Source organism: Salinisphaera sp. SPP-AMP-43 (genome assembly GCF_049568105.1).
Taxonomy (GTDB): domain Bacteria; phylum Pseudomonadota; class Gammaproteobacteria; order Nevskiales; family Salinisphaeraceae; genus Salinisphaera.
This window is the reverse complement of sequence record NZ_CP145335.1, coordinates 2,442,331-2,463,799: the sequence shown is the minus strand read 5'-3', so window position 1 is coordinate 2,463,799 and position 21,469 is coordinate 2,442,331. Positions and strand designations below refer to the sequence as shown.

19 protein-coding genes and 1 tRNA gene are annotated in these 21,469 nt (G+C 63.6%); 14 read left to right on the top strand and 6 right to left on the bottom strand.

What is annotated here, in order from left to right; all coding sequences use genetic code 11:
• Positions 1 to 192 precede the first annotated feature (192 nt).
• Positions 193 to 708, top strand: coding sequence for a GNAT family N-acetyltransferase (locus V5738_RS10470; RefSeq protein ID WP_423820745.1), 516 nt, complete (start codon positions 193 to 195; stop codon positions 706 to 708).
• Between the two features lie 31 nt (positions 709 to 739).
• Here the strand turns inward: V5738_RS10470 and V5738_RS10465 are convergent, their stop codons facing one another.
• On the bottom strand, positions 740 to 1,768 hold the full coding sequence (locus V5738_RS10465; RefSeq protein WP_423820744.1) for an aldo/keto reductase: 1,029 nt from the start codon (positions 1,766 to 1,768) through the stop codon (positions 740 to 742).
• Between the two features lie 372 nt (positions 1,769 to 2,140).
• Between V5738_RS10465 and V5738_RS10460 the strand changes: the two genes are divergently transcribed.
• From V5738_RS10460 to V5738_RS10450, 3 genes are read left to right on the top strand one after another with little or no spacing between them, the layout of a single operon-like run.
• Positions 2,141 to 2,641, top strand: coding sequence for a hypothetical protein (locus V5738_RS10460; protein WP_423820743.1), 501 nt, complete (start codon positions 2,141 to 2,143; stop codon positions 2,639 to 2,641).
• On the top strand, positions 2,635 to 3,876 hold the full coding sequence (kynU, locus tag V5738_RS10455) for a kynureninase (protein WP_423820742.1): 1,242 nt from the start codon (positions 2,635 to 2,637) through the stop codon (positions 3,874 to 3,876). The genes V5738_RS10460 and kynU overlap by 7 nt, the downstream gene beginning before the upstream one ends.
• 36 nt (positions 3,877 to 3,912) lie before the next feature.
• Entirely contained in the window at positions 3,913 to 4,173 is a 261-nt protein-coding gene (locus tag V5738_RS10450; RefSeq protein WP_423820741.1) for a hypothetical protein, read from the top strand.
• 46 nt (positions 4,174 to 4,219) lie between these two features.
• Here the strand turns inward: V5738_RS10450 and V5738_RS10445 are convergent, their stop codons facing one another.
• Positions 4,220 to 4,909 (bottom strand): glutathione S-transferase family protein, encoded by a 690-nt coding sequence (locus V5738_RS10445; protein ID WP_423820740.1) that lies wholly within the window; start codon positions 4,907 to 4,909, stop codon positions 4,220 to 4,222.
• Positions 4,910 to 4,980: 71 nt separating this feature from the next.
• On the bottom strand, positions 4,981 to 5,955 hold the full coding sequence (locus V5738_RS10440) for an isoaspartyl peptidase/L-asparaginase family protein (RefSeq protein WP_423820739.1): 975 nt from the start codon (positions 5,953 to 5,955) through the stop codon (positions 4,981 to 4,983).
• Positions 5,956 to 6,066: 111 nt separating this feature from the next.
• On the opposite strand from V5738_RS10440, the gene V5738_RS10435 reads away from it, so the two are divergent.
• Complete coding sequence (locus V5738_RS10435; RefSeq protein WP_423820738.1) at positions 6,067 to 8,862, top strand: M1 family metallopeptidase; 2,796 nt, start codon at positions 6,067 to 6,069, stop codon at positions 8,860 to 8,862.
• Between the two features lie 325 nt (positions 8,863 to 9,187).
• Here the strand turns inward: V5738_RS10435 and V5738_RS10430 are convergent, their stop codons facing one another.
• Entirely contained in the window at positions 9,188 to 10,696 is a 1,509-nt protein-coding gene (locus V5738_RS10430; protein WP_423820737.1) for a peptide MFS transporter, read from the bottom strand.
• Between the two features lie 251 nt (positions 10,697 to 10,947).
• Between V5738_RS10430 and V5738_RS10425 the strand changes: the two genes are divergently transcribed.
• Positions 10,948 to 11,856, top strand: a complete 909-nt coding sequence (locus V5738_RS10425) for an ABC transporter ATP-binding protein (RefSeq protein ID WP_423820736.1) — start codon at positions 10,948 to 10,950, stop codon at positions 11,854 to 11,856.
• Positions 11,853 to 13,256, top strand: coding sequence for a hypothetical protein (locus tag V5738_RS10420; RefSeq protein ID WP_423820735.1), 1,404 nt, complete (start codon positions 11,853 to 11,855; stop codon positions 13,254 to 13,256). The genes V5738_RS10425 and V5738_RS10420 overlap by 4 nt, the downstream gene beginning before the upstream one ends.
• Here the strand turns inward: V5738_RS10420 and V5738_RS10415 are convergent.
• Both V5738_RS10415 and V5738_RS10410 read right to left on the bottom strand, forming a co-directional pair.
• Positions 13,225 to 14,814: a BCCT family transporter gene (locus tag V5738_RS10415; RefSeq protein WP_423820734.1), complete on the bottom strand. Its 1,590-nt coding sequence runs from the start codon at positions 14,812 to 14,814 to the stop codon at positions 13,225 to 13,227. The genes V5738_RS10420 and V5738_RS10415 overlap by 32 nt on opposite strands.
• Positions 14,815 to 14,887: 73 nt before the next feature.
• The gene (locus tag V5738_RS10410) at positions 14,888 to 15,733 is read right to left on the bottom strand and encodes a transglycosylase SLT domain-containing protein (protein ID WP_423820733.1); all 846 of its coding nucleotides are present in this window, start codon (positions 15,731 to 15,733) and stop codon (positions 14,888 to 14,890) included.
• 180 nt (positions 15,734 to 15,913) lie between these two features.
• On the opposite strand from V5738_RS10410, the gene V5738_RS10405 reads away from it, so the two are divergent.
• The 7 genes from V5738_RS10405 (at position 15,914) to V5738_RS10375 (ending at position 21,451) form a co-directional block, all read left to right on the top strand.
• Positions 15,914 to 16,426 carry a disulfide bond formation protein B gene (locus tag V5738_RS10405; RefSeq protein WP_423820732.1) on the top strand — a complete coding sequence of 171 codons (513 nt, stop codon included), beginning with the start codon at positions 15,914 to 15,916 and terminating at the stop codon, positions 16,424 to 16,426.
• Between the two features lie 181 nt (positions 16,427 to 16,607).
• Positions 16,608 to 17,087, top strand: coding sequence for a ribonuclease E activity regulator RraA (gene rraA, locus V5738_RS10400; protein WP_423820731.1), 480 nt, complete (start codon positions 16,608 to 16,610; stop codon positions 17,085 to 17,087).
• A 220-nt stretch (positions 17,088 to 17,307) separates the two neighbouring features.
• On the top strand, positions 17,308 to 18,141 hold the full coding sequence (locus tag V5738_RS10395; RefSeq protein ID WP_423820730.1) for an aminoglycoside N(3)-acetyltransferase: 834 nt from the start codon (positions 17,308 to 17,310) through the stop codon (positions 18,139 to 18,141).
• Positions 18,142 to 18,143: 2 nt separating this feature from the next.
• Positions 18,144 to 18,794, top strand: coding sequence for a uracil-DNA glycosylase (locus V5738_RS10390; protein WP_423820729.1), 651 nt, complete (start codon positions 18,144 to 18,146; stop codon positions 18,792 to 18,794).
• Between the two features lie 4 nt (positions 18,795 to 18,798).
• The gene (gene uvrC, locus V5738_RS10385; protein WP_423820728.1) at positions 18,799 to 20,634 is read left to right on the top strand and encodes an excinuclease ABC subunit UvrC; all 1,836 of its coding nucleotides are present in this window, start codon (positions 18,799 to 18,801) and stop codon (positions 20,632 to 20,634) included.
• Between the two features lie 37 nt (positions 20,635 to 20,671).
• Positions 20,672 to 21,226, top strand: a complete 555-nt coding sequence (gene pgsA / locus V5738_RS10380) for a CDP-diacylglycerol--glycerol-3-phosphate 3-phosphatidyltransferase (RefSeq protein WP_423820727.1) — start codon at positions 20,672 to 20,674, stop codon at positions 21,224 to 21,226.
• Positions 21,227 to 21,376: 150 nt separating this feature from the next.
• Positions 21,377 to 21,451: transfer RNA gene (locus V5738_RS10375), tRNA-Gly, on the top strand.
• Positions 21,452 to 21,469 lie beyond the last annotated feature (18 nt).

The window sequence follows — 21,469 nt, the reverse complement described above, 5'->3', positions numbered from 1 at the left end:
CCTTCCAGATTGCTCGGGACCCGTCAATTTCGATTGTTCAGCCAATGTTTGTGCGCGTGCCCGCAAACATGTTCCGCAAGCGCGCCGAGAGCCCGGTTGACGGGTTTACCCGCCCGAAACGATCGGCTGCTAGGTCTATGCAGACGGCTCTGAATCGATAAGATACAGGGCAAGGTTCAGTCGTCGGGTGGCATGTTCACGATCGAGCCCATTCAGGCCCGCCACGAAATCGCATTCATCGAAAGCGCACGCCGTAGCTTGCGCCTGCACCACCCCTGGATTGCGCCACCGCGTACCACGGCCGGGTTTCGCCAGCAGCTGGCCCGCTATGAAGCGCCCAACCAGGCCAGCTATGTCGCGGTCGCCGAAGATCGCTCCCTGATTGGCTGCGTGCATCTGAACGAGATCGTGCACGGTGCCCTGCAGTCGGCCTTCGTCGCCTATTTCGTATTCGTGCCCTACAACGGGCGCGGTTTGATGACTTCGGTGCTGGCCGATGTGCTCGACATTGCCTTCGAAACCCACGGTCTGCATCGCGTCGAAGCCAACGTCCAGCCCGCCAACCGGCGCTCTAAGGCTCTGGTCCAGCGGCTGGGCTTTCGTCTGGAAGGGTTTTCGCCGCGCTATCTTAAGATCAACGGTCGCTGGCGTGATCACGAGCGCTATGCGCTGACGCTAGAAGAGTGGTGGGGGGCTGCAGGGCGCTGACCCGCGCCGTGGCGCGGGCCAGCCGGTCTATTTAGCGGTTGGTGTTCTGGCGTTCGACCATCCAGGCAGGATAGATCGCCGCGGGCCGCGTGACGTTATCGAGCCGCGCGAGTTGATCGGCGTTCAGCTCGACATCCACTGCGCCCAGATTGTCGTCGAGCTGACTCCTCTTCTTCGCGCCGATGATCACCGAGGACACCGCCGGCTGATGCAGCAGCCAGGCCAGGGCGATCTGCGGGATGGTTGCGCCGTTTTCGCCAGCGATCGTCTCCATCAGCTCGATCGCATCGAAGACGCGCTCGCGATCGACCGGGGGAAAGTCGAAATCGGCCCGGCGCGCGTCCTGCGGGGCCGCCTGATCGCGACGAAACTTGCCGGATAGATAGCCGCCCGCCAGCGGCGACCACGGCATTACACCCAGGCCTTGCTCGTCGGCCAGCGGTAACAATTCGTGTTCGAGATCGCGGCCGGCCAGGGCATAGTAGGCCTGCAGGGAGATGAAGCGCGCCCAGTCGCGTTGTTCACACAGCGCCAGTGCCCGGGCCAGATGCCGCGCCGGCCAGTTCGAGCAGCCGACGTAGCGGACCTTGCCCGAGCGCACCAGATCGTCGAGGGCACGCAGGGTTTCTTCCATCGGTGTGGCCACATCCCAGCCGTGGACCTGGTACAGATCGATATGATCGGTGCCTAGACGGCGCAGGCTGTTCTCCACCCCGGCCATGATGTGCTTGCGCGACAGGCCGACGTTATTGATGTCGCCCGTGCCTTGGGCGGCCTCGGCGCTCATTGGGCCGCGCACCTTGGTGGCGATGACGACATCATCGCGCGGGGTGCCCAGGGTATTGAAGGCACGGCCCAACACTTCCTCGGACTCGCCGAAGGAATAGACGTCGGCGGTATCGAAGAAGTTGATGCCGCCGTCGAGCGCGCGCGACACTAGCTCGTTGGCGCCCTGCTGATCGACTTCGCCGATGTTGTAAAAATTGCTGCCAAAGGTCATCGCGCCGAGGCAGAGCTCGGAGACTTTCAGGCCGGTACGGCCAAGGGTGCGGTAGTTCATGATCGATCGCTTGAATGCATGATGCAGCCGACGTTGCGCCTGTGACGCGCGACGTGCAAGAGGGGATACGGCTGATCGTGCTAGGGTCGACTGATGTTTCGTGCCACGCGGCGCCGGGGGCTGTTGGATGGCCGGACAGGTCGGGGCCTAGCGCGCAGCCAACGTTGCGTGGTGACCCTGCGCCCGCTTGCAATCATGTGGGCTTGCAGTCAGAAAGTCCTTGGCCCTACTGCAAGGGTGCGTGCATGAAAGCAACCCTGGGCACGCTGCGCCGTGGCCCTCGTGACCGTGGCTGGTCGCGTTGGATGGCATGGCTCACACGATCGGCGCCCATCAGCGTGGCGCTCGGACGACATACAATAAAACCCTAGCGTGGCAAGCGTGCATGCCTTGATCGATATTCTGCGTATTTTGGCTTGGCCGGTGACCGTGCTGATTTTGGCGTTCGTCTTCCACGATCGCGTCTCGGCACTGCTCAAGCGTGTCTCCTCGGTAGGCTACGGCGATCTATCGGTCGATTTCGATCGGCTGATGGCGCCGGCTGAACGTGCTTTGGCCCGGTCGCCGGGGCTGTCGATCCAGCCGTCGCAGTCGTCGCGGCGACTGCGACTGCAGCAGCTTGCCGACCAGGCGCCACGGGCTGCGATTCTTGAAGCCTGGGCGGATCTGGCCGAGACACGCGCGGCGAGTCAGACCCCGAGCGCCGGCTCGAACGCCGTTGATCAAGAGGCCATCGATGCGCTGACCGAGGCGCGTAATCATGCCCTGGCCAGCGGTGACGACGAGATCGCCGTGGGCCAGGCACAGCGCTATGTAGCGCTCGCGCACCAGGCGGCGCTGGCCTGCCAGCCCCATTCGGAGGCGCCATGCTGAGCCGGCAGGCACAGGCGCGGCAACTCGATGCGGCCGACCCGTTAGCAGCGCGGCGACAGGCGTTTCATCTGCCTGCGGATACGATCTATCTCGACGGCAATTCGCTCGGCCCGATGCCGTTTGCGGCTCGCGATGCCCTGCGTGTGACGGCCGAAACCGAATGGGCCGAGGGGTTGATCGGTTCCTGGAACCACGCCGACTGGATCGGGTTGCCGCAGCGGGTCGGGGCGCGTATCGCGCCGCTGATCGGCGCCGAGGCCGATGACGTGATTTGTACCGACGGCACGTCGCTGAATCTGTTCAAGGTATTGGCCATGGCGCTGGCCCAACGGCCGGCCCGTCATCGCGTGTTGTCCGAGCGCGGTAATTTCCCCACCGATCTATATGTCGCCGAGCAGGCCATCGCCCAGGCCGGCCACAGGCAACAACTGGTGTGCGTGGATGCGCCCTCCGAACTGGATGCGCTGATCGACGACGATCTGGCGGTGCTCGTGCTCACCCATGTCGACTACCGCAGCGGTGCGATGCACGATCTGGCGGCGCTGACCGCCCGGGCCCAGGCAGCGGGCGCGCTGGTGGTCTGGGACCTAGCCCACAGCGCCGGTGCCGTGCCGCTCGGGCTGCGCGCGGCCAACGTCGATTTCGCGGTTGGCTGCGGCTATAAATATCTCAACGGTGGCCCGGGCGCGCCGGCTTTCGTGTATGCGCATCCGCGTTTTCACGACCGGATCGCGCAGCCGCTCGCGGCCTGGTTCGCGCACGCCGAACAATTTGCCTTCGAGCCGCGCTTTCGAGCCCAGACCGATATGCGGGCGTTTCTCAGCGGTACACCCAGCGTGCTGGCGATGCGCGCCCTAGAGGCCGCGCTGACAGTCTGGGACGGCATCGATTGGGTCGAGATGCGGGCCAAGTCGGTCGCGCTTGGCGAACTGTTCATCGACGCCGTAACCGAGCGTTGCGCCGGCCATGCGCTCACCCTGGCCAGTCCGCCGGCTGCTGCACAGCGCGGCAGCCAGGTCGCGTTTCGCCATCCGCAGGCCTATGGCGTCATGCAGGCATTGATCGACCACGGCGTGATCGGCGATATGCGGGCGCCGGATATTCTGCGTTTCGGTTTCGCGCCGTTATATACGCGCTATCTCGATGTCGTAAACGCCGCCGAAATACTCGGTCAGGTGCTGGATGAAGCGCGCCACGAAGCGCCGGCCTACCAACGCCGCGCGCAGGTGACTTAGGCTAGAAGCTATGCGTTTGCCGTCGACCAGTTCGAGATGCTGCTCAATCTGCTGACTATAGGCTCGGCCTGCGCGATGGGGGCGTTTTTGATCAGCCTGCGCATGGGTCACCGCGACCGTATCCGCCAGTCCGGGGCATTGTTCGTGGCCATGCTGGGGCTATTGCTGGCCCGGCTCTATCCGGCCTGGGAATGGCTGTTCAGTGCGATCGCGATTGGGGCGGCGCTGGCCTATGCAGTGCCGACCGTGCGTGATCTATTGGCGGGTCGAACCGACCACAACGACCACGACGACTGAAGCGGGCCGCCGCGACATGTGGTCGCAGCGGCCAACCGTTCACCGGTCAGAGATTCCGGTTCTGGGGGAACAGGGCATGACGTGCGTTCTCGTCGACTTCGGTCTTGAAGGCGTGCCGGGTCTTGAGTGCGTTGGCGCGCTCGGCTGCCGGGCGCTGGTTGATCTCGTCGAACAGGCGCTTGACGTTGGGAAAGCGCGACCAGGCCTCGTCATCGCCCATGATGAACGGCACCGGCCCGCACCAGCCCCAGAGTGCGATATCCACGAGCCCGTATTGGTCGCCGCTCATATACGGGTGTTCGGCCAAATGCGCGTCGATCAGCCCCCAGTGGCGCTTGGCTTCGAAGTCGTAACGGTTCAGGGCGTAGTCGTTGCCGTCGGGGGCGAAATGACGGAAATGCACGCACTGGCCCGAGTAGGGCCCGATGCCGGTGGCTACGAACATCAGCCACGACAGGGCATGGCCGTGGGCCACCGGCTCGCTCGGTAACCGATACTGGCCGGTCTTTTCGACCAGATACAGCAGGATCGCCGTACTGTCGAAGATCGTGGCGCCGGTGTCGGTATCGACCATCGCCGGCGTTTTGGCGTTCGGGTTGATCTTGAGAAACTCGGGATCGTGCTGTTCGCCCTTGCGGGTATCGATCGGCACCATCTCGTAGTCGAGCCCGGTCTCTTCCAGATACAGCGCGATCTTGGCCGGGTTGGGGGAAGGGTGATAGTAGAGCTTGATCATCTCGGATCATTCGATTGGCTAAGGTCACCGACTGTAGGCCAGTCGGCGCGTCAGTCCAATGACATCTGGTTTTATTTCCGATGTTCGCGATGCTCGCGGGAAATGGCGGTGGTCATCGCGGGCGAATCCGAGCGGGTCCAGCCGCGGTACATACCCCGGGTATTGCTGCCGAGTACGATCCGGCCGTCGGCGTCGACGCCGATCAGACCGCCGCTGCCGTTGGGGCTGGCCAACACGCCGCCGAGAAGTTCGGCCGTCGCATCGGCCAGCGTCTGGCCGGCCAGGCGCATGCGGGCGCTGATCTCGTGGGCAACGCCGTGCTGAATGAAGCGTTCACCGGCGCCGGTACAGGAAATCGCGCAGGTCGCATCGGCCCGGGTGCCCGCTCCGATCAGCGGCGAATCGCCGATTCGGCCCCAGCGCTTGGCGGTGACGCCCCCGGTCGAGGTCGCCGCTGCCAGGCCGCCGAACGAATCGCGGGCGACCGCGCCCACGGTGCCGAACCGAAACATATCGGCGGCGTCATCGGCCTGATGATTGCGCACGGTCTGCCACTGCTGGCGGCGCAGCTCGGTCGTGAAATAAGCGTTGTCGACCGGGGCCAGGCCTTCGGCTGTGGCGAATGCGTCGGCTCCGGCACCGGCGAGCAGCACATGCGGGCTATGATCCATAACCGCGCGCGCCGCGCGTACCGGGTTGCGGACCTGCTGCACACCGGCGACGGCGCCACAGTTTAGGGTTGTGCCGTCCATGATTGCTGCGTCCAGTTCGTGGCGGCCTGCAAAGCTCAGGCAGGCGCCGTGGCCGGCGTTGAACAGCGCACAGTCTTCGAGCGCGATCACGACTGCCTCGACGGCCGCCACGGCGCAGGCACCATCAGCCAGGCATTGTCGGCCGGCGTATAGGGCCGCCCGCAGTGCTGCGTGGTGGGCACTGCGTTCGGCATCGCTCATGACGGTATCGTCGATCGTGCCGGCGCCGCCGTGGATCGCCAGGGCGAATTCGGCGGGACGGTCGTCGCGATCGAGCTGGAATGATCCGGTCATGGCAGCGCCTGGTGGCCAGCGGCAGGGTCTTTATACTGCCAGAGCTTTAATCCGGCAGCTTGGCACGGACCGTGCCTGACTGCCGGCCTTGTCCATCGAACTGATAAGAATATGACAAAACGCCCGAATCGATTTTTAGCATTGACCCTGGCGCTGTCTGCCTTGGCCGGGTCGGCCGCCGCCGCCGATTCTCAGGCGCCGACCGGCAAGCTGCCCCGCTGGGCGGTGCCGCAGTCCTACGATATCGCGCTCAAGGCCGACCCGGCGGCAGCCCGGTTCAGCGGCCAGGCGCGTATTCAGGTCGCGCTCGACAAGTCGAGCCGTGTTATCTGGCTCAATGCCCGTAAGCTCAAGGTCGGCCATGCCGAGGTCATCGAGGCCGACGGGACCGCGCATACCGCCGCGTTTCGCATCGTCGATCCCAAGGCCGGTGTCGCCAAGCTCACGCTCGAGCAACCGCTAGAGCCCCAGACCGTGACCCTGGCGTTTGCTTATACGGCGCCGTTGAACACCCACCTGCGGGGGTTCTACAAGGTCGACTATCAGGATCGCGCCTATGCGATGACCCAGATGGAAGCGACGTCGGCACGGCTGGCGTTTCCGAGCTTCGACGAACCGGGCTTCAAGACCCCGTTCACCCTGCATCTGACCGTTCCCGACGACGATCAAGCCGTAGCCAATACGCCGGTCGCCAAGCGGACCGACCTGGACAACGGCTGGCAGCGGCTCGATTTCGAGCCGACCCCGCCGCTGCCGAGCTATCTAGTGGCGTTTGCGGTCGGGCCCTGGGATATCGTCGACGGCCCCAGTCTGCCGAAAAACCAGTGGCGGGATCACAGCACGCCGGTACGCGGTATCGCGGCCCATGGTCGCGGCAGCGAACTACAGCCAGCGTTGGACCAGACCCCGGGGATCATGACTGCGCTCGAGGCCTACTACGATTACGGCTATCCCTTCGACAAGATCGATGTGCTGGCGGCGCCCGATTTCGCGGCTGGGGCGATGGAGAACGTCGGGCTGGTGACCTTTCGCGACTGGTATATGCTGCTGAGCCCGGATTCGCCGGCCTCGAGCCGGCGTGGTTCGTTCGAGGTCGAGGCGCATGAGCTGGCCCACCAGTGGACCGGCGATACAGTCACCATGGCCTGGTGGGACGATCTCTGGCTCAACGAATCGTTCGCGACCTGGATGCAGCAGAAGATCACCCATCAGCTGCATCCCGAATATCATGCCGAGCTCGATCGCATCACCGGTGCCGAGGGGGCGATGGGCGAGGATGCGCTGACCACCGCGCGCCGGATCCGCCAGCCGATCGACGGCTTTGGCGATATCGGCAATGCCTTCGACGGCATCACGTATCAAAAGGGCGCCTCGGTGCTGGGTATGTTCGAGGCATTCGTGGGCGACGACACCTTCCGTACCGGCATGCGCGACTATATCCGTGCGCATGAATTCGGAACCGCCACCGCCGACGATCTGGTCGATGCGATCGCCCAGGCTGCCGATCGTGGCGACGATTTCCGGGCTGCCTTCCATAGCTTTCTCGACCAGTCCGGTGTGCCCTACGTGACCACCGAGATCGCCCGTGACGACGGCCAGACCGTGCTCGACGTGGCTCAGCAGCGTTTTCTGCCAATCGGCTCGGCCGGCGATCCCGAGCGCAGCTGGGGCTTGCCTCTGTGCGTGCGCTATCCGCTGGCGGCCGGTGGCAGCCGTACCCGTTGTCAGCTGATCGATGCTGCCCGCGGGCGTATCGCGCTGCCCGGCGCCGCTGAACAGCCGGACTGGATCATGCCCAACGCGGGTGCTGACGGCTACTATCGTTTTGCTCTCGACCGGTCGCAGTTCGCGGCTTTGGAAAGCCATCTCGATCAATTGACCGACGCCGAAAAAATCGCCTTTGCCGATTCGGTCTGGGCGGCCTTCGAGCAGGATCGGCTGCATGCGCCGGCGCTGCTGGCCACCATGCAAGGTCTGGCCGATGAAGCGACCCCGGCGGTCGCGCTGGCGCCGATCGGCGGCATTCGCTGGCTCTGGGAGCACAAAGCCGCGACCGAGGCCCAACGCGACAGACTGCGCGAGGCCGCCCGTAGCGCCTACCTGCCACGGCTTGAAAACCTGGGGTATCAACGCCGCGAAGGGGAGTCTGCGGATGCCGCTGAACTGCGCCAACGGTTGGCCACGTTCCTTGGCGTGCAGCTTGGTCTGAAGCCGGTGGCCGACGCCCTGGCAGCCCAGGGCCAGGCCGTGTTGGCTCCGGCTCTGGCCGGGAATGACAGTGCCAACGCGGGCCTGGATTTCAGCCAGGCCGATCCGGACCTGCTGGCCGATGCCTTGACTGTGGCCGTGCGCCGCCAAGGCAAGCCGGTGGTGCAGGCCTTGTTCGATGCCCTCGGGCGCAACGGCGATGCCGACCAGCGCAATGCCATGATCGCGGCCCTGGCACGAGTACAGGATCCCGAGCTGAAGACCGAGGTCCGCAACTATGCGCTGACCGATCGGATCAAGGTCGGCGAGATGATGGCGATGCTCGGCAACGGCGGCCGGCATTCGGCCAGCCAGCGCAGCCCCGATTCGGTGGCTACCATGTGGCCTTGGTTCACCGCGCATTTCAAGGCGATTCGCGATCGGGTCGGTGCGATGTCCGGGGGCAGTTTGCCGCCGCTGGCGGCTGCCGGGGCCTGCTCGGATAAAGCCGCCGATCGGCTGGAAGACTTCTTCGAACCGAAGGTCGATCAGTTGCCAGGCGCACAGCGCAATCTGGCCCAGACCGCCGAATCGATCCGGCTGTGTGCGGCATTGGTGCAACACCAGTCGTTCGATACCCAGGCCAGCCCGAAGCAGGCTGCGCGTGAGGCATCGGCTGATCGGCCGGGCTCTGCGGCCTCTTGGGGTGTCTCGTCATAAGAGACACCATCGGATGACGCCCGCCCATCGGGTCAGGCAAGGCGCAGGGCGCCGAGCGCGGCGGGCCCCTACGGGCCAGGCCTGCAACGCCGCCTGGCACGATGGATGGGCATCACCCGAAGGGCCGGTGCCCCCTGATGCGGCCAACCGGCGTTATCGTTCGCTCACGATGTCTTGTCTTGCTACCTCAGGGACGTGGGTGCAGCGGCATATTTCATGACCGCACGCCCTAGAGCGAGCGCCCGTTGCGTCCATCAGGTCGCGGGCATAAAAAAAGCCGCGGCATCCGGCCGCGGCTTTCGATCGGAGGCCGTAGCCGGCCCGATTAGGCTTCGCCGGCGTGGATCCGGCCGAGTCGTTTCATCCACGGCAGCACTGCGAACGCGATCAGGGTACAGATCACCCCGGTCACGCCCAGCTTGAAGAACAGGCTGGTATAGATCGGCAGGGTACGGGTCGGCTCAGTCACGCCTTCCGGCACGCTGGCGATATTGGCCACCAGGCCACCCAGATATTGGGATACGCCGGACGATACGAAGTAGGCGCCCATCATGAAGCCACTCATACGCGCCGGCACGTAGCGGGCGATCATGGCCAGCCCCAGGCCGGAGACCAGCAGTTCACCGAGCGAACTAAAGCCGTAGCCCCAGACCATGATCCAGGAGTTCACCTTGCCGTCCACGGCCAACCAGGCCGCCGAGCTGTAGGTGAAAAAGCCAACCGCCACGAATACGAAACCCAGTGCGAACTTGGCCGCGATATGTAGATCGCGGCCGTTTTCGCCGGCCTTGGTATACATCCAGGCCAGGGGCGGCGACAGCACCATGATCCACAGCGGATTGAGCGCCTGGAACTGGCCCGGCGACCAGGTCCACAGATGGGTGCCGAAGGCAGCGAAGTTCCAGTCCACGTTGCGCAGGGCAAACAGCGCCAGCGAGCTGGACATCTGCTGGTAGAAGATGAAGAAGAATACAGTCTGTATGACCAGAATCAGGGCGGCCAACAGCCCCGCGCGTTCCTGTCGATCACCACGCTTGATCAGAATCCAGAAGATCGCCAGTACGGCCAGGCCGGCGATCAGAACGAATGCCCGCGCCAGGTCTTCGTACTGCAGGATTGCGGCCGACAGCGCCACGGCCGCTAGACCGCCGACCGCCACCAACGCGATCTTGACCGGATCAGCGCGCTCGAAATCCGGCTCCGAGCCGATGTTCTGCATATAGCTGCGCATGACCAGATAGTTGGCCAGGCCCAGCAGTAGCCCAAAGCAGCAGACCGCGAACGCCGCATGCCAGCCATAGCCATGACCGTAGGCCTCGTTGACGTAGTTTTTTACCCAGGGGGTGAACAGCTGCGAGGCCGCCGCACCAACGTTGACCGCCATGTAATAGATGGTGAACGCCGAGTCGATCTTCGAGTCGTCGCCTTCGAAGATCTTGCGGACCAGGTTGCCGGCGTTGGACTTGAATAGGCCGTTGCCGACCACGATCACGCCCAGCGCCGAGAACAGGAACCAGGTATTGATGGTCGGCACGCTCATGCAGGCATAGCCGAGCGCCAGCACGAAGGCGCCGGCCAGCATGGTGCGCCGCGTGCCCAGTACCTTGTCGCCAATCCAGCCACCGATGGCCGGCGAGACATAGATCAGTGCGGCACATGCCCCCCAGACGAGATTCGCGCGATTGTCCGCGAATCCCAGCTGCTGGATCATGAAGTACACGATCAGCACTTGCATGCCGTAGAAGCCGAAACGCTCCCACAGCTCGATCAGAAATACCGTCGAGAACGATTTGTTCCGCGACACGGCCGCAGCTTCAGCGGTTGTCGTACTCATGTGTCTCCCTAAAAAAGCGATACGATCGTGCGTGCGACCCCGGTGCGTACGCACGACAAGCGCGCACCCTAGCGGTCTCGCACAGGCGGCGCTATCTATTCATTCGTCGAGTCGATGGCCGGGCAGACTCGTCTTCGCGCGTTAAGCAAGAATCGCGCCGTGGCAGTCATGGCCTCTAGGGTTCGTCGCTCGATTTCCAATATGGAACGACTTCTGCATAGTGCATTGGTACGAGGGAAATAGGGGATGTCATGTCGGGTGAGATCGAAGCCGACGATCGCGCGCGTCCGCTCGTATCGGTACGCGGGCTACGTAAATCCTATGCCGACGACAACGGCTATGTGCTCGACGGTATCGACTGGCAGATACCGCGTGGCCGGGTGATCGGGCTGCTGGGCCGAAACGGGGCCGGCAAGACCACGCTGATGCGCTGTCTGCTCGGGCTGCTGCCGATCGACGAGGGCGAGATTGAGATTTTCGGCGAGTCGATGGACGAACCCGGCGGCGATCGCCTGCACCGGATCGGTTTCGTGCCGCAGACCTTCGATCTGTTCAAGTGGATGCGCGTGGGGTCGTACCTGAGCTTTACCGCGGCCTTCTACCGACACTGGAGCCACGAGTTGGAAAACCGGCTGATCGAATCCTGGGCGCTGGATCGCCGCACCAAGATCGGCAAGCTCTCGGAAGGCCAGCGCCAGAAGCTGGCCATCATTCGAGCCATGGCTCCAGAGCCCGATCTGCTGGTTCTGGACGAACCGGTGGCCAGCCTCGACCCGCAGACCCGGGCCGCGTTCATGAACGAGCTGATCACGCTCGTTCGCGAACACGACAAGACCGTGATCCTGTCGACCCATATCACCGCCGATCTAGAGCGGGCCGATGCGGATATCGCCTTGCTGGATAGCGGCCGGCTGGTGCTCGAAATGCCGCTGGCACGCCTACGCGAGCGGGTTCGCAGGGTTGAGCTGAGCCGCGACCAAGGCTGGGACAGCGCGCCGAACGTCGAAGGCGGGTTGGCCAGCACAATCGACGGCCGGCGGCTGACGCTGATCGTCGATCAGCCGGACGATACCCAACTGCGGCGTATGGCCGAACAACAGCAGGCCGAACTGCGTATTGCGCGCCTCTCGCTCGAGGACGCGTTCGTGGCGCTGGCATGAGAGCGCTCACACGGCTATTGCTGTTGCCGCTGACCCGCACTTGGTTGATTTCGACCTGCGGTCTGTTGTCGTTTGGCTTGGCGATGTTCGAAATCTGGGCCATGGGCCCGCGGCTCGAGATCGTGGCGTTCTTGCCGCCGTTTCTGTTGGGGCTCTATTTCTGCGGCCTGGCATCGGGCCAGGCGCTGGCGCCGCTATTGGTCAACGAGAGCCTGTTGTTGCCGTATTTTCGCCGACGCTTGCTACAGGCGGGCCTGATTTTGGGTTTGGCCTTGTTCGGGATTACAGCGCTCGTGCTGGCCGCCAGTGATCAGACGCAGTCTATCGCGCTGGCGGTAAGCCTCGGGGTGGTGGCATGGACGAGCGCGATCGCCGCATCCATCGAGCGTATCTATAGCCTGGTGCCGCTGCTCTTGGTATTTGCCCCCCAGCTGATGCCGGAGCGGCTAGCCGTAATCGGCGGTTATCTGCAGAGTGTTTGGTCCGTGCCGCTCGGTTTATTGATCGGCGCGTTCATGCTCTGGCACGTGCTGCACAATCGCCTGCGCGCAAGCGATCCGAGCAATGCTGATTCGCCGATGGCGTTCATCGGTAGCCGCTGGGCCCGCAATCCGGCCGAGTCCGGGCAACGCCCAGGTCGGTTCGTCGGCCTGTTGCGCGCGGTCTTCGAAGGCGGGGCAGACTATACGCTGCAACGCGCGATCGCCGCCCAGAGCCAACGCGATACGCGCTTGCACCGCGCCCGGCTATTTCGAGCCGTGCTGTTGCCCTACGACAGCGCGATCGGTGTGGTTCTGAATACCGGCTTGGTTATGATGAGTTACGCGGCAGTGCTCTGGGTGATCGCCTACAATGCCGGGCCCGGCGGAGCCAGTGCCCATACGATGGCCTATCTCGCGCTGATCATGGGGCGGACGCGCTGTGCGGCGATGGGCGCCAGCTTTGCCCGTATGCAGCCGCATCTGGCAGATCTGTATCTGGCCGTGGCGCCGCGCCGCAACGCCGATTTCCAGCGCCGGATATTCGATACTCTAGCCACCGTGATTCCTGTGGTTATGGTGCAGACTTTGATCGGCGGCGGGCTGATCTACGCCCTGCTGGGTGATGCCCGGCCGGTCGCGATGCTAGGCGCGATGGCGATCGCGGCTGCGGGCATGGCAGCGGTCGATATGTCGATCGAACTGCTGGGGCCGCGCCAGCAAGCCGCGCGTTACATGATCGGGATCGGCACTACGCTGCTGTATATCGCAGCCTACGGGCTGGTCTATCTGGCCTGTGTCTGGGTCGGTACGCCAATGGGGCTGTTGCTCACCGGCGTACCGATCCTCGTCGTCGGGGCGGGCGCGTTCTGGCTGGCCCGCGATAGCTTTATCGATCAGCCCCCGGCGTTTGGTTCCTAGCCGCAGAGGGAGCCGAGCTCGCGCCCGCTGTGGTTGTCTGGGCCAATTCGTGCTGCATGCTTTTCACCACGGCCACGCACATCAAGATCATCACCACCGAAAACGGTAGGCCGCCGACCAGCGATGCGGTCTGCAAAGCAGATAGGCCGCCGGCGATCGCCAGGGCGATACTGACCAGCCCCTGCAGCACCACCCAGAAGGCCCGGGTCATGGTCGGCGGCCGGGTCAGACCGCCGGTCGACAGTACGGCTACCACGAAGGCGCCGGAATCTGCCGAGGTCACGAAGAAGGTGACGATGAGCACGATCGCGATCATCGAACTGAGCGTGGGCAGCGGCAGTCCGGATAGATAATCGAAGACCACCTGTTGGGTCGGAACATCGCCCAGCCCGCCGATGCCGAACATTTCCCGGTGCAAAGCCGCCCAGCCCATGGTGCCGAACCACAGAAAGATGCCGAGCGTGGGGATGCAGAGCACGCCGAGGGCGAACTCGCGCACCGTGCGGCCATAGGAAATACGGGCTAAAAACGTGCCGACGAACGGTCCCCAGGCGATCCACCAGGCTAGAAAGAATACCGTCCAATAGGATTGCCACTGGTCGCTGCCGGTGGCGAAATCGGTCTGGAAACTGGATTGGATAATATGCTGGAAGTAATAGCCGAACGAAGCGGTCAGGGCTTTCAACAGGAACACGGTCGGGCCGAAGGCGAATACGAACAGCAGCAGCACGATAGCCAGTGCGATGTTCAGATTCGACAGCCACTTGATGCCCCGCGACAAGCCGGACAGGACCGATATGCCGGCCGCCACGCTGATCAGCGCGATAATGGTCACGCGTAGATCCAGCGAGGATTGCACGATGCCCAGATATTCCAGCCCGGTATTGATCTGGATGACGCCTAGGCCGAGCGAGGTCGCCAGCCCGAAGACCGTACCGATGATGGCGACGATATCGACGATGTCGCCGACCACCCCGTGGACCCAGCGCCCCAGCAGCGGCTCAAGCCCCCAGCGGATCGACAGCGGTCGGCCGCGACGATGGGTGGCAAAACCCAGCGCCAAGCCAACGATAATATAGATCGCAAAGGCACAGGCACCCCATTCCATCCAGGCCAGATGCACCGCATAGCGGGCAGCTTCGACGGTTTCGGACGCCATCTGGCGTGGGGCATCGTGGTAGTGCGCGACCGGCTCGGCTGTGCCGTAGAAGATCACGCCGATCCCGATGCCGGCCGAGAACAGCATGGTGTACCAGGACAGGCGGGAAAATTCCGGGCGCGAGTCGTCCGGCCCCAGCCTGAGATCGGCGAACCGGCTGCAGCCCACCCAGATACAAAAAGCGATGAAGCCGGCACAGACCGCGATGTAGTACCAGCCGAAATAGTGAACGATGGCGGCCAGGACCACGTCGAAGGCGCTGGACATGGTCTCGGGCCAGATCATGGTCGGTACGACCAGGGCCAGGATGAGTATGACCACCGGGTAGAACACCCGGCCGGCGAGCTGCAGCGGGCCATGTCGATCGACCGCCACAGCGGTCGGTTGGGATTCGGGCAAAATCAAAGTCCTTGAATCGTAAACGTAGGGAAAAGCGAACGGCCGTGGCCACGCAGGCACGGCCAGGGCACGGTCAATCGAGCTGTGGGGCGATCAGCGCCTGGCAGCGGCGTACCCGTTCGACGTACTTGACGACGTCTTCGCCGCGGGCGTAGCCGTGCCGCAGATCGCGGTAGTAGCGCTTGTCGGACAGCAGCGGTATGACCTGGCGAAGGTCGGCCCATAGATACGGATTGAATCCGAGTTGCTGGGCCAGCCTCACTGCATCGCGCAGGTGGCCAATCCCCATGTTGTAGGCCGCCAGCGCGTAGTTGTTGCGATCAGGGAAGGGCACAGCGCTTGGGATCAGCGCCTGCATACGTTTGAGGTAGTCGGCACCGCCGCGAATGCTCTGGGCGGCCGACTGTCGGTCGTTGACACCGACCAGATCGGCTGCGTCCGGCGAGAGCATCATCAGGCCGACCGTGCTTTGATAGCGGGCATCGGGCCGCCAGCGGGATTCGATATAGGCCACCGCGGCGATGAGCGAGGCCGGCAGGCCATGGCGCCGGGCAGCGCGTTCGAACAAGTGATCGTAACGTGGCAGGTGGCTGTCGATATGTTGCCTGAGCTCGCGACGTTGACGGTGGCTCAGCGCCGGCCCGGCAAGCAGCGGCGTACGGGCGCGTGTCTGGATGGCCAACAACGCGCGCCGTGCCACCCCGTGGATCGTGTAAGGATCGATGAAGTCCGGCCACGACGCGCCGGCTTGCCGCGGTACCAGCAGCAGCCCCAGGCCGGGAAACAGCGGGGGACGATCAAAGCTCAGCTGCGCCGCCGCAGGTCGGATCGTCTTGGCCTTCGAAGCTGGTGCAAGCGTCAAACACAGGCTCGGAGCGGCGAGTATCGCGGCCAGTGCCACGACACGAAAGCGCGTCATGGCGTGATCCGCAGTGTCGTCATAATCTTCAGTTTAGCAGACCGCTAGACTAGGGCCGTCGAGGCTGGGCGCGAACCCGCGCCCGGCTTGTTGGGGGCAAAACAGGGCGTCGCGCGGCACGGCGAAATATTGGGCTGCCATGATTGCCGGCTGTTAAGGACTATGGGACGATTTTTCACAATGACCACTCGTATTTATTTCGCGGCCGGAACCTGTGCAGCGCTGGGCGCGCTTGGTTTTGCTTATCTGCTGCAATACGTGGGCGGCCTCGAGCCGTGTCCGTTATGTATCTTCCAGCGCGTGGCCATGGCCGGCGTGGCTGTGTTCTGCCTGATGGGCTGGCTCCACGGCTCGGCGGGTATGGCGCATCGCATCTATGCCGGTTTGGCCAGTGTCGCGGCGCTGCTGGGTGCGGCGATTGCCGCGCGCCACGTATGGCTGATGCATCTGCCGGCCGATCAAGTACCGGCCTGTGGCCCGGGGCTGGATTATCTGATTCAGATCATGCCGCTGCAGGAGGTGATCGCGATCGTGTTTCGTGGCGATGCCAGCTGTGCGACCGTCAAAGGTTCGTTCGCCGGGCTTAGCCTGCCGGCGTGGTCGCTGATTTATTTCCTATTGCTGAGTGTCGCGACCTTGGCGGGCGTATTCGGTCTGGGCGCGACGAGCCGGACTCGGTCGATCACGACCTAGCTGTTGGCAAGCGCTGCGAGGTCGGTGCCCTGAGGCGATCCAGTAGGGAGCCTCGGCGAACGCGGTATCGTGTCAGCCGGTTGTGGGCACAGCGGCGAACCGCGCGCTGGCATGGACTCGCGCCCAGTCGCCACAGGCTCTAGCATGACGTTCGAATCATCCATGCCCAATAGGAACGCCGATGTATCCCGTAACCGATCTCTGCGACGAGTTCAGCGATAAGCTGCAGATTCTCGAGCCGTTGTTCACCGATTTCGGCGGGCGACTGGAATTCGCCGGCCCGATCAGCACCGTGAAGTGTTTCGAGGACAACTCCCTGGTGCGCCTGGCACTCGAGGAGCCGGGTGGCGGCCGGGTGCTGGTGGTCGATGGTGGCGGCTCGGATCGCTGTGCGCTGATGGGCGACAACCTGGCCCAGCTGGCCATCGACAACGAGTGGGCTGGGGTACTGGTCTACGGCTGTGTGCGCGATGCCGCCGAGTTGTCGCAGATGGACATGGCGATCAAGGCCATCAACACGCATCCGCTGAAGTCGAACAAGAAAAACATCGGCGAACGCGATGTGCCGGTGCGTTTCGGCGGCGTGACTTTCATGCCCGAGGACTGGCTATATGCCGATTTGGACGGGGTCGTAGTCTCGGCGTCGGAGCTCGCGCTCTAGGGCTGGTCGAGGTTTCGCGCAAATCGAGCGCTGGAACGGGCCTCGCGGCGCTAGGTGCGACGATTGGGACCATCTATGGCCGAGGGGTCAAGGCGGCCTGCGGCGCTGCGAATCCGGGCTGCGTTATTTTACGACGCGCCGATTCGCGGTGCAGGCCGGCCGGGCCCATGCCAAGGCCGCGCATACGATATATCCACTGTTTTTAAGCTTACGAGGTTGCATGGCCGAAGCCGATCGCATCGCGAAGGCCACTCAGGGGCCGGTGACGACATCGCGCCTGGTCGCCGATCTGCGCGGGCTTGGTGTTGTGCCCGGGCAGACGCTGCTGGTGCACTGCGCCATGGGCGCGCTCGGCTGGATCTGTGGCGGCTCGCAGGCCGTGATCGAAGCGTTGCACGAGGCCGTCGGGGCCCAGGGCACGCTGGCGATGCCGGCCCATGCCAACGACCGCTCCGAGCCGGCCAACTGGGGCGATCCAGCGGTGCCTGAATCCTGGTGGCCGATCATTCGTGCCGAAATGCCGGCATTCGATCCGGCAACCACGCCGACCCGCGGTATGGGCCAGGTCGCGGAATGCTTTCGCAGCGCGCCCGGCGCATTGCGGAGCGGGCATCCACAGGTGTCGATGGCCGCCTGCGGCCGATATGCCCCGGATATCGTCGCCCATCATGATCTACCCGATGGCTTTGGCGAAGCATCGCCTCTACGGGCGCTTTACGATCTCGATGCTCGTATCGTGCTGCTCGGCGTGGGCTATGATTGCTGTACCGCGCTGCATCTGGCCGAACATCGAGCGCCGCATTATCGGCCGGGTTACAAGCCTTCGGGCGCGGCGATCTGTCGCGACGGCCAGCGGGTCTGGCACGACTATGCCGGCTTTGCTTACGATCCAGACGATTTCATGGCGCTCGGCGCCGACTATGACGCCGCCGGGCGCCCGCTGGCACGCAGCCGGGTCGGCGAGGCCGAGGCACGGCTACTGTCGATGGTCGATCTCGTGGATTTCGCGACTGGCTGGATCGGCTCTCGTCGCGGCACTCAGCCCACGGGCTAATCATGCGCCAACCTGCACCCAACTGTCGCCGTTGCCCGCGGCTGGTGGCCCTACGCCGCGAGGTCCGGCACGAGTATCCGCACTATCATGCCGCGCCGGTGCCCGTGTTCGGGCCGGCCGATTCGCCGCTGCTGATCATCGGGCTGGCCCCCGGCATGCACGGGGCCAACGCTACGGGCAAGCCGTTCGTCGGGGACACCGCCGGGGAACTGTTGTACCCGACATTGCATGCGCATGGCTTCGCCAGCCCGCGCAGCGGCCACGAGGCACCGGTGTTGTACGACTGCCGTATCACCAACGCCGTGAAGTGCCTGCCGCCGGGCAACCGCCCAGTGGCAGGCGAAATCAATGCCTGCAACGAATTCCTGGCCAGCGAGATCGCCACAGCCCGCGTGCTGCTCACCCTAGGCGGGGTCGCGCACAAGGCCACGGTCCGGGCGCTGGGCCTGCGCCAGCGCGACTATGTCTTCGGCCACGGCGCAGATTATGTCTTGCCGAACGGCCAGCAGCTGCTCGCCTCGTACCACTGCAGCCGTTACAACACCAATACCAGGCGGCTGACACCGACGATGTTCGCCGATATATTCGCGGCCGCGCGCCGGGCCGTCGATCACGGCCACGGCTTGTCAACGCAGACAACGGACGCATCATAGACGCATGACCAGCGATTCCCACGAGCACGGTTTTGACCCCAATCGTTATGTCCGCCAGCTGACCACGCGGCCGGGCGTGTATCGGATGTACAACGCCGCGGGCGACGTGCTCTACGTCGGCAAGGCCAAGAACCTCAAAAAACGCGTTTCCAGTTATTTCCTGCGGGCTTCGGGCAATGCCAAGACCGAAGCGATGCTCGATCAGGTGGCCAACATCGAGGTCACGATCACGCATACCGAGGATGATGCGCTGCTGCTCGAGTCGACGCTGATCAAAAAGCATCGGCCGCGCTACAACATCTATCTGCGCGACGACAAGAGCTATCCCTATCTGTTGATCACCGGGGACAACGACTATCCGCGGGTGGTCTATCATCGCGGCGCGCAGAAGAAGAAGGGCCACTATTTCGGCCCGTTTCCGAGTTCCGGGGCGGTTAAAAATACGGCCGATACGCTGATGCGTCTTTTCCAGCTGCGTAACTGCCGCGACAGCTACTTCGAAAATCGGTCGCGGCCCTGTCTGCAGTATCAGATCAAACGTTGCTCGGCCCCCTGTGTGGGCAACATCAGCCAAGAAGATTATGCCCGGGACGTGGCCGATGCCGTGGAGTTGCTCGAAGGCCGCAACGACAGATTGATCGACCGCCTGGTCAGCGATATGGAGGCCGCCTCGAGCCGGTTGGATTTCGAAACCGCGGCACGCCTGCGTGAAAAGATCTCGGCACTGCGGCGGCTACAGGCCCAGAGCCAGACCGTGGGCGGCAAGGGCGATTTCGACCTGATCTGCGGTGCGATCGACGGCGGGGTGGCAGCGATGGTCGTGGTGACCGTGCGCGGCGGCATCAATCTCGGTCATCGCAGTTTCTTTCCCAGTGCGCCCGCCGGTACCGAGGTCGCGGATGCGATGTCGGCCTTCATCAGCCAGTACTATATCGATCGGCCGGTCCCGCACGAGCTACTGGTCGATCCGCTGCCCTCCGAATCCGAGGAGCTGGCTGAAAGCCTGACCACTCGGGCTGGACGCAAGGTTGGCATCAAGACCAACGTCCGTGGCGAGCGGCGCCGCTGGTTGGACAACACCCGCGCCACGCTCAACCAGACCCTGTCGGCCCAGCTGGCCAGCCGAGCGGGCGTCGAAAAACGGCTTAACGCGCTGACCGATGCGCTGGGGCTAGATAATCCGCCGATGAATATGGCCTGTTTCGATATCAGCCATACCCGCGGCGAAAAGACCGTGGCGTCCTGTGTCGTGTTCGAGGCCGGGGCGCCGAACAAATCAGCGTACCGCCGTTTCAACATCAACGGCATCGAGCCCGGCGACGACTATGCCGCGATGCGCCAAGCGCTGACCCGACGCTTCAAGCGGGTCGCCGCTGGCGAGGCGAGCCTGCCCGATCTATTACTCATTGACGGCGGCAAGGGCCAACTGGCGGTGGCCCGGGAAGTGCTCGACGAACTCGCAGTGGCCGGTGTCCAACTACTCGGGGTGGCCAAGGGCTCAACTCGCAAACCGGGTCTCGAACAGCTGTTTTTGCCCGGTCAGGAGTCGCCCCTTATACTGCCTGCCGACTCGCCGGCATTGCATCTGATCCAGCAGATTCGCGACGAGGCGCATCGATTTGCTATTGCAGCCCATCGCGGGCAGCGTGGCAAGGCACGTAGTGCATCGATGCTCGATGAAGTCGAAGGATTGGGCCCCAAGCGACGCAAAAGCTTGCTGCAGACTTTCGGCGGGCCGCGGGAAGTCGCCAGAGCAGGGGTCGCCGATCTGGCTCGGGTCGAGGGCATCAGCACGGCGATGGCACAACGCATATACGATTATTTCCACGATACGGCCTGAACTGCGGTCCGTGCGTCGGCGAGACTGAGGAGCGACGTTGAATCTGCCCATCTGGCTCACCCTGTTCCGGCTTGTCCTGATTCCATTCGTGATCGGGCTGATGTTCGTCCGTTTACCCGGTTTCGACGTCGTGGCCGCCATTCTTTTCGGCTTGGCGCTGGCAACCGACTGGCTAGACGGCCATCTTGCTCGGCGCTGGAATCAGACCTCGGCGTTCGGTGCCTTCCTGGACCCGGTTGCCGACAAGCTGATCGTCTGCGCGGTACTGGTCATGCTGGTCTATCGAGACCCGCATTGGTTCGTGGCCCTGCCGGCCAGCATTATCGTCGGCCGTGAATTGACCGTGTCGGCCCTGCGCGAGTGGATGGCCGAACTCGGCCAGCGCGGCGTCGTCTCGGTCGGCTCGCTCGGCAAGTACAAGACTGCGGTACAAATGCTGGCGATCTTTCTGATGTTGTTCGACCTGTTCGAACAACAATGGATCTACATCAGCGGCGTGGTGCTGCTTGGAATTTCTGCTGCACTTACCCTTTGGTCGATGTTAATATACTTGCGTCAGGCATGGCCGACGCTCAGTATCGAGCGTCGCTGAGCGGGCCTGACAGGGCAGGTATCTACGATGGTTTCTCGATGCCATGGCATCGAAAAACACTATCGTCAGGTACTGAGATTAACGGTCGAAACGAATTGGAAATCAATCGTTGACACCATTTCTCACTGCCCTATAATGTGCGCTCACAACGCGGGAATAGCTCAGTGGTAGAGCACAACCTTGCCAAGGTTGGGGTCGCGAGTTCGAATCTCGTTTCCCGCTCCAAATAGCCGAAACCTCGGC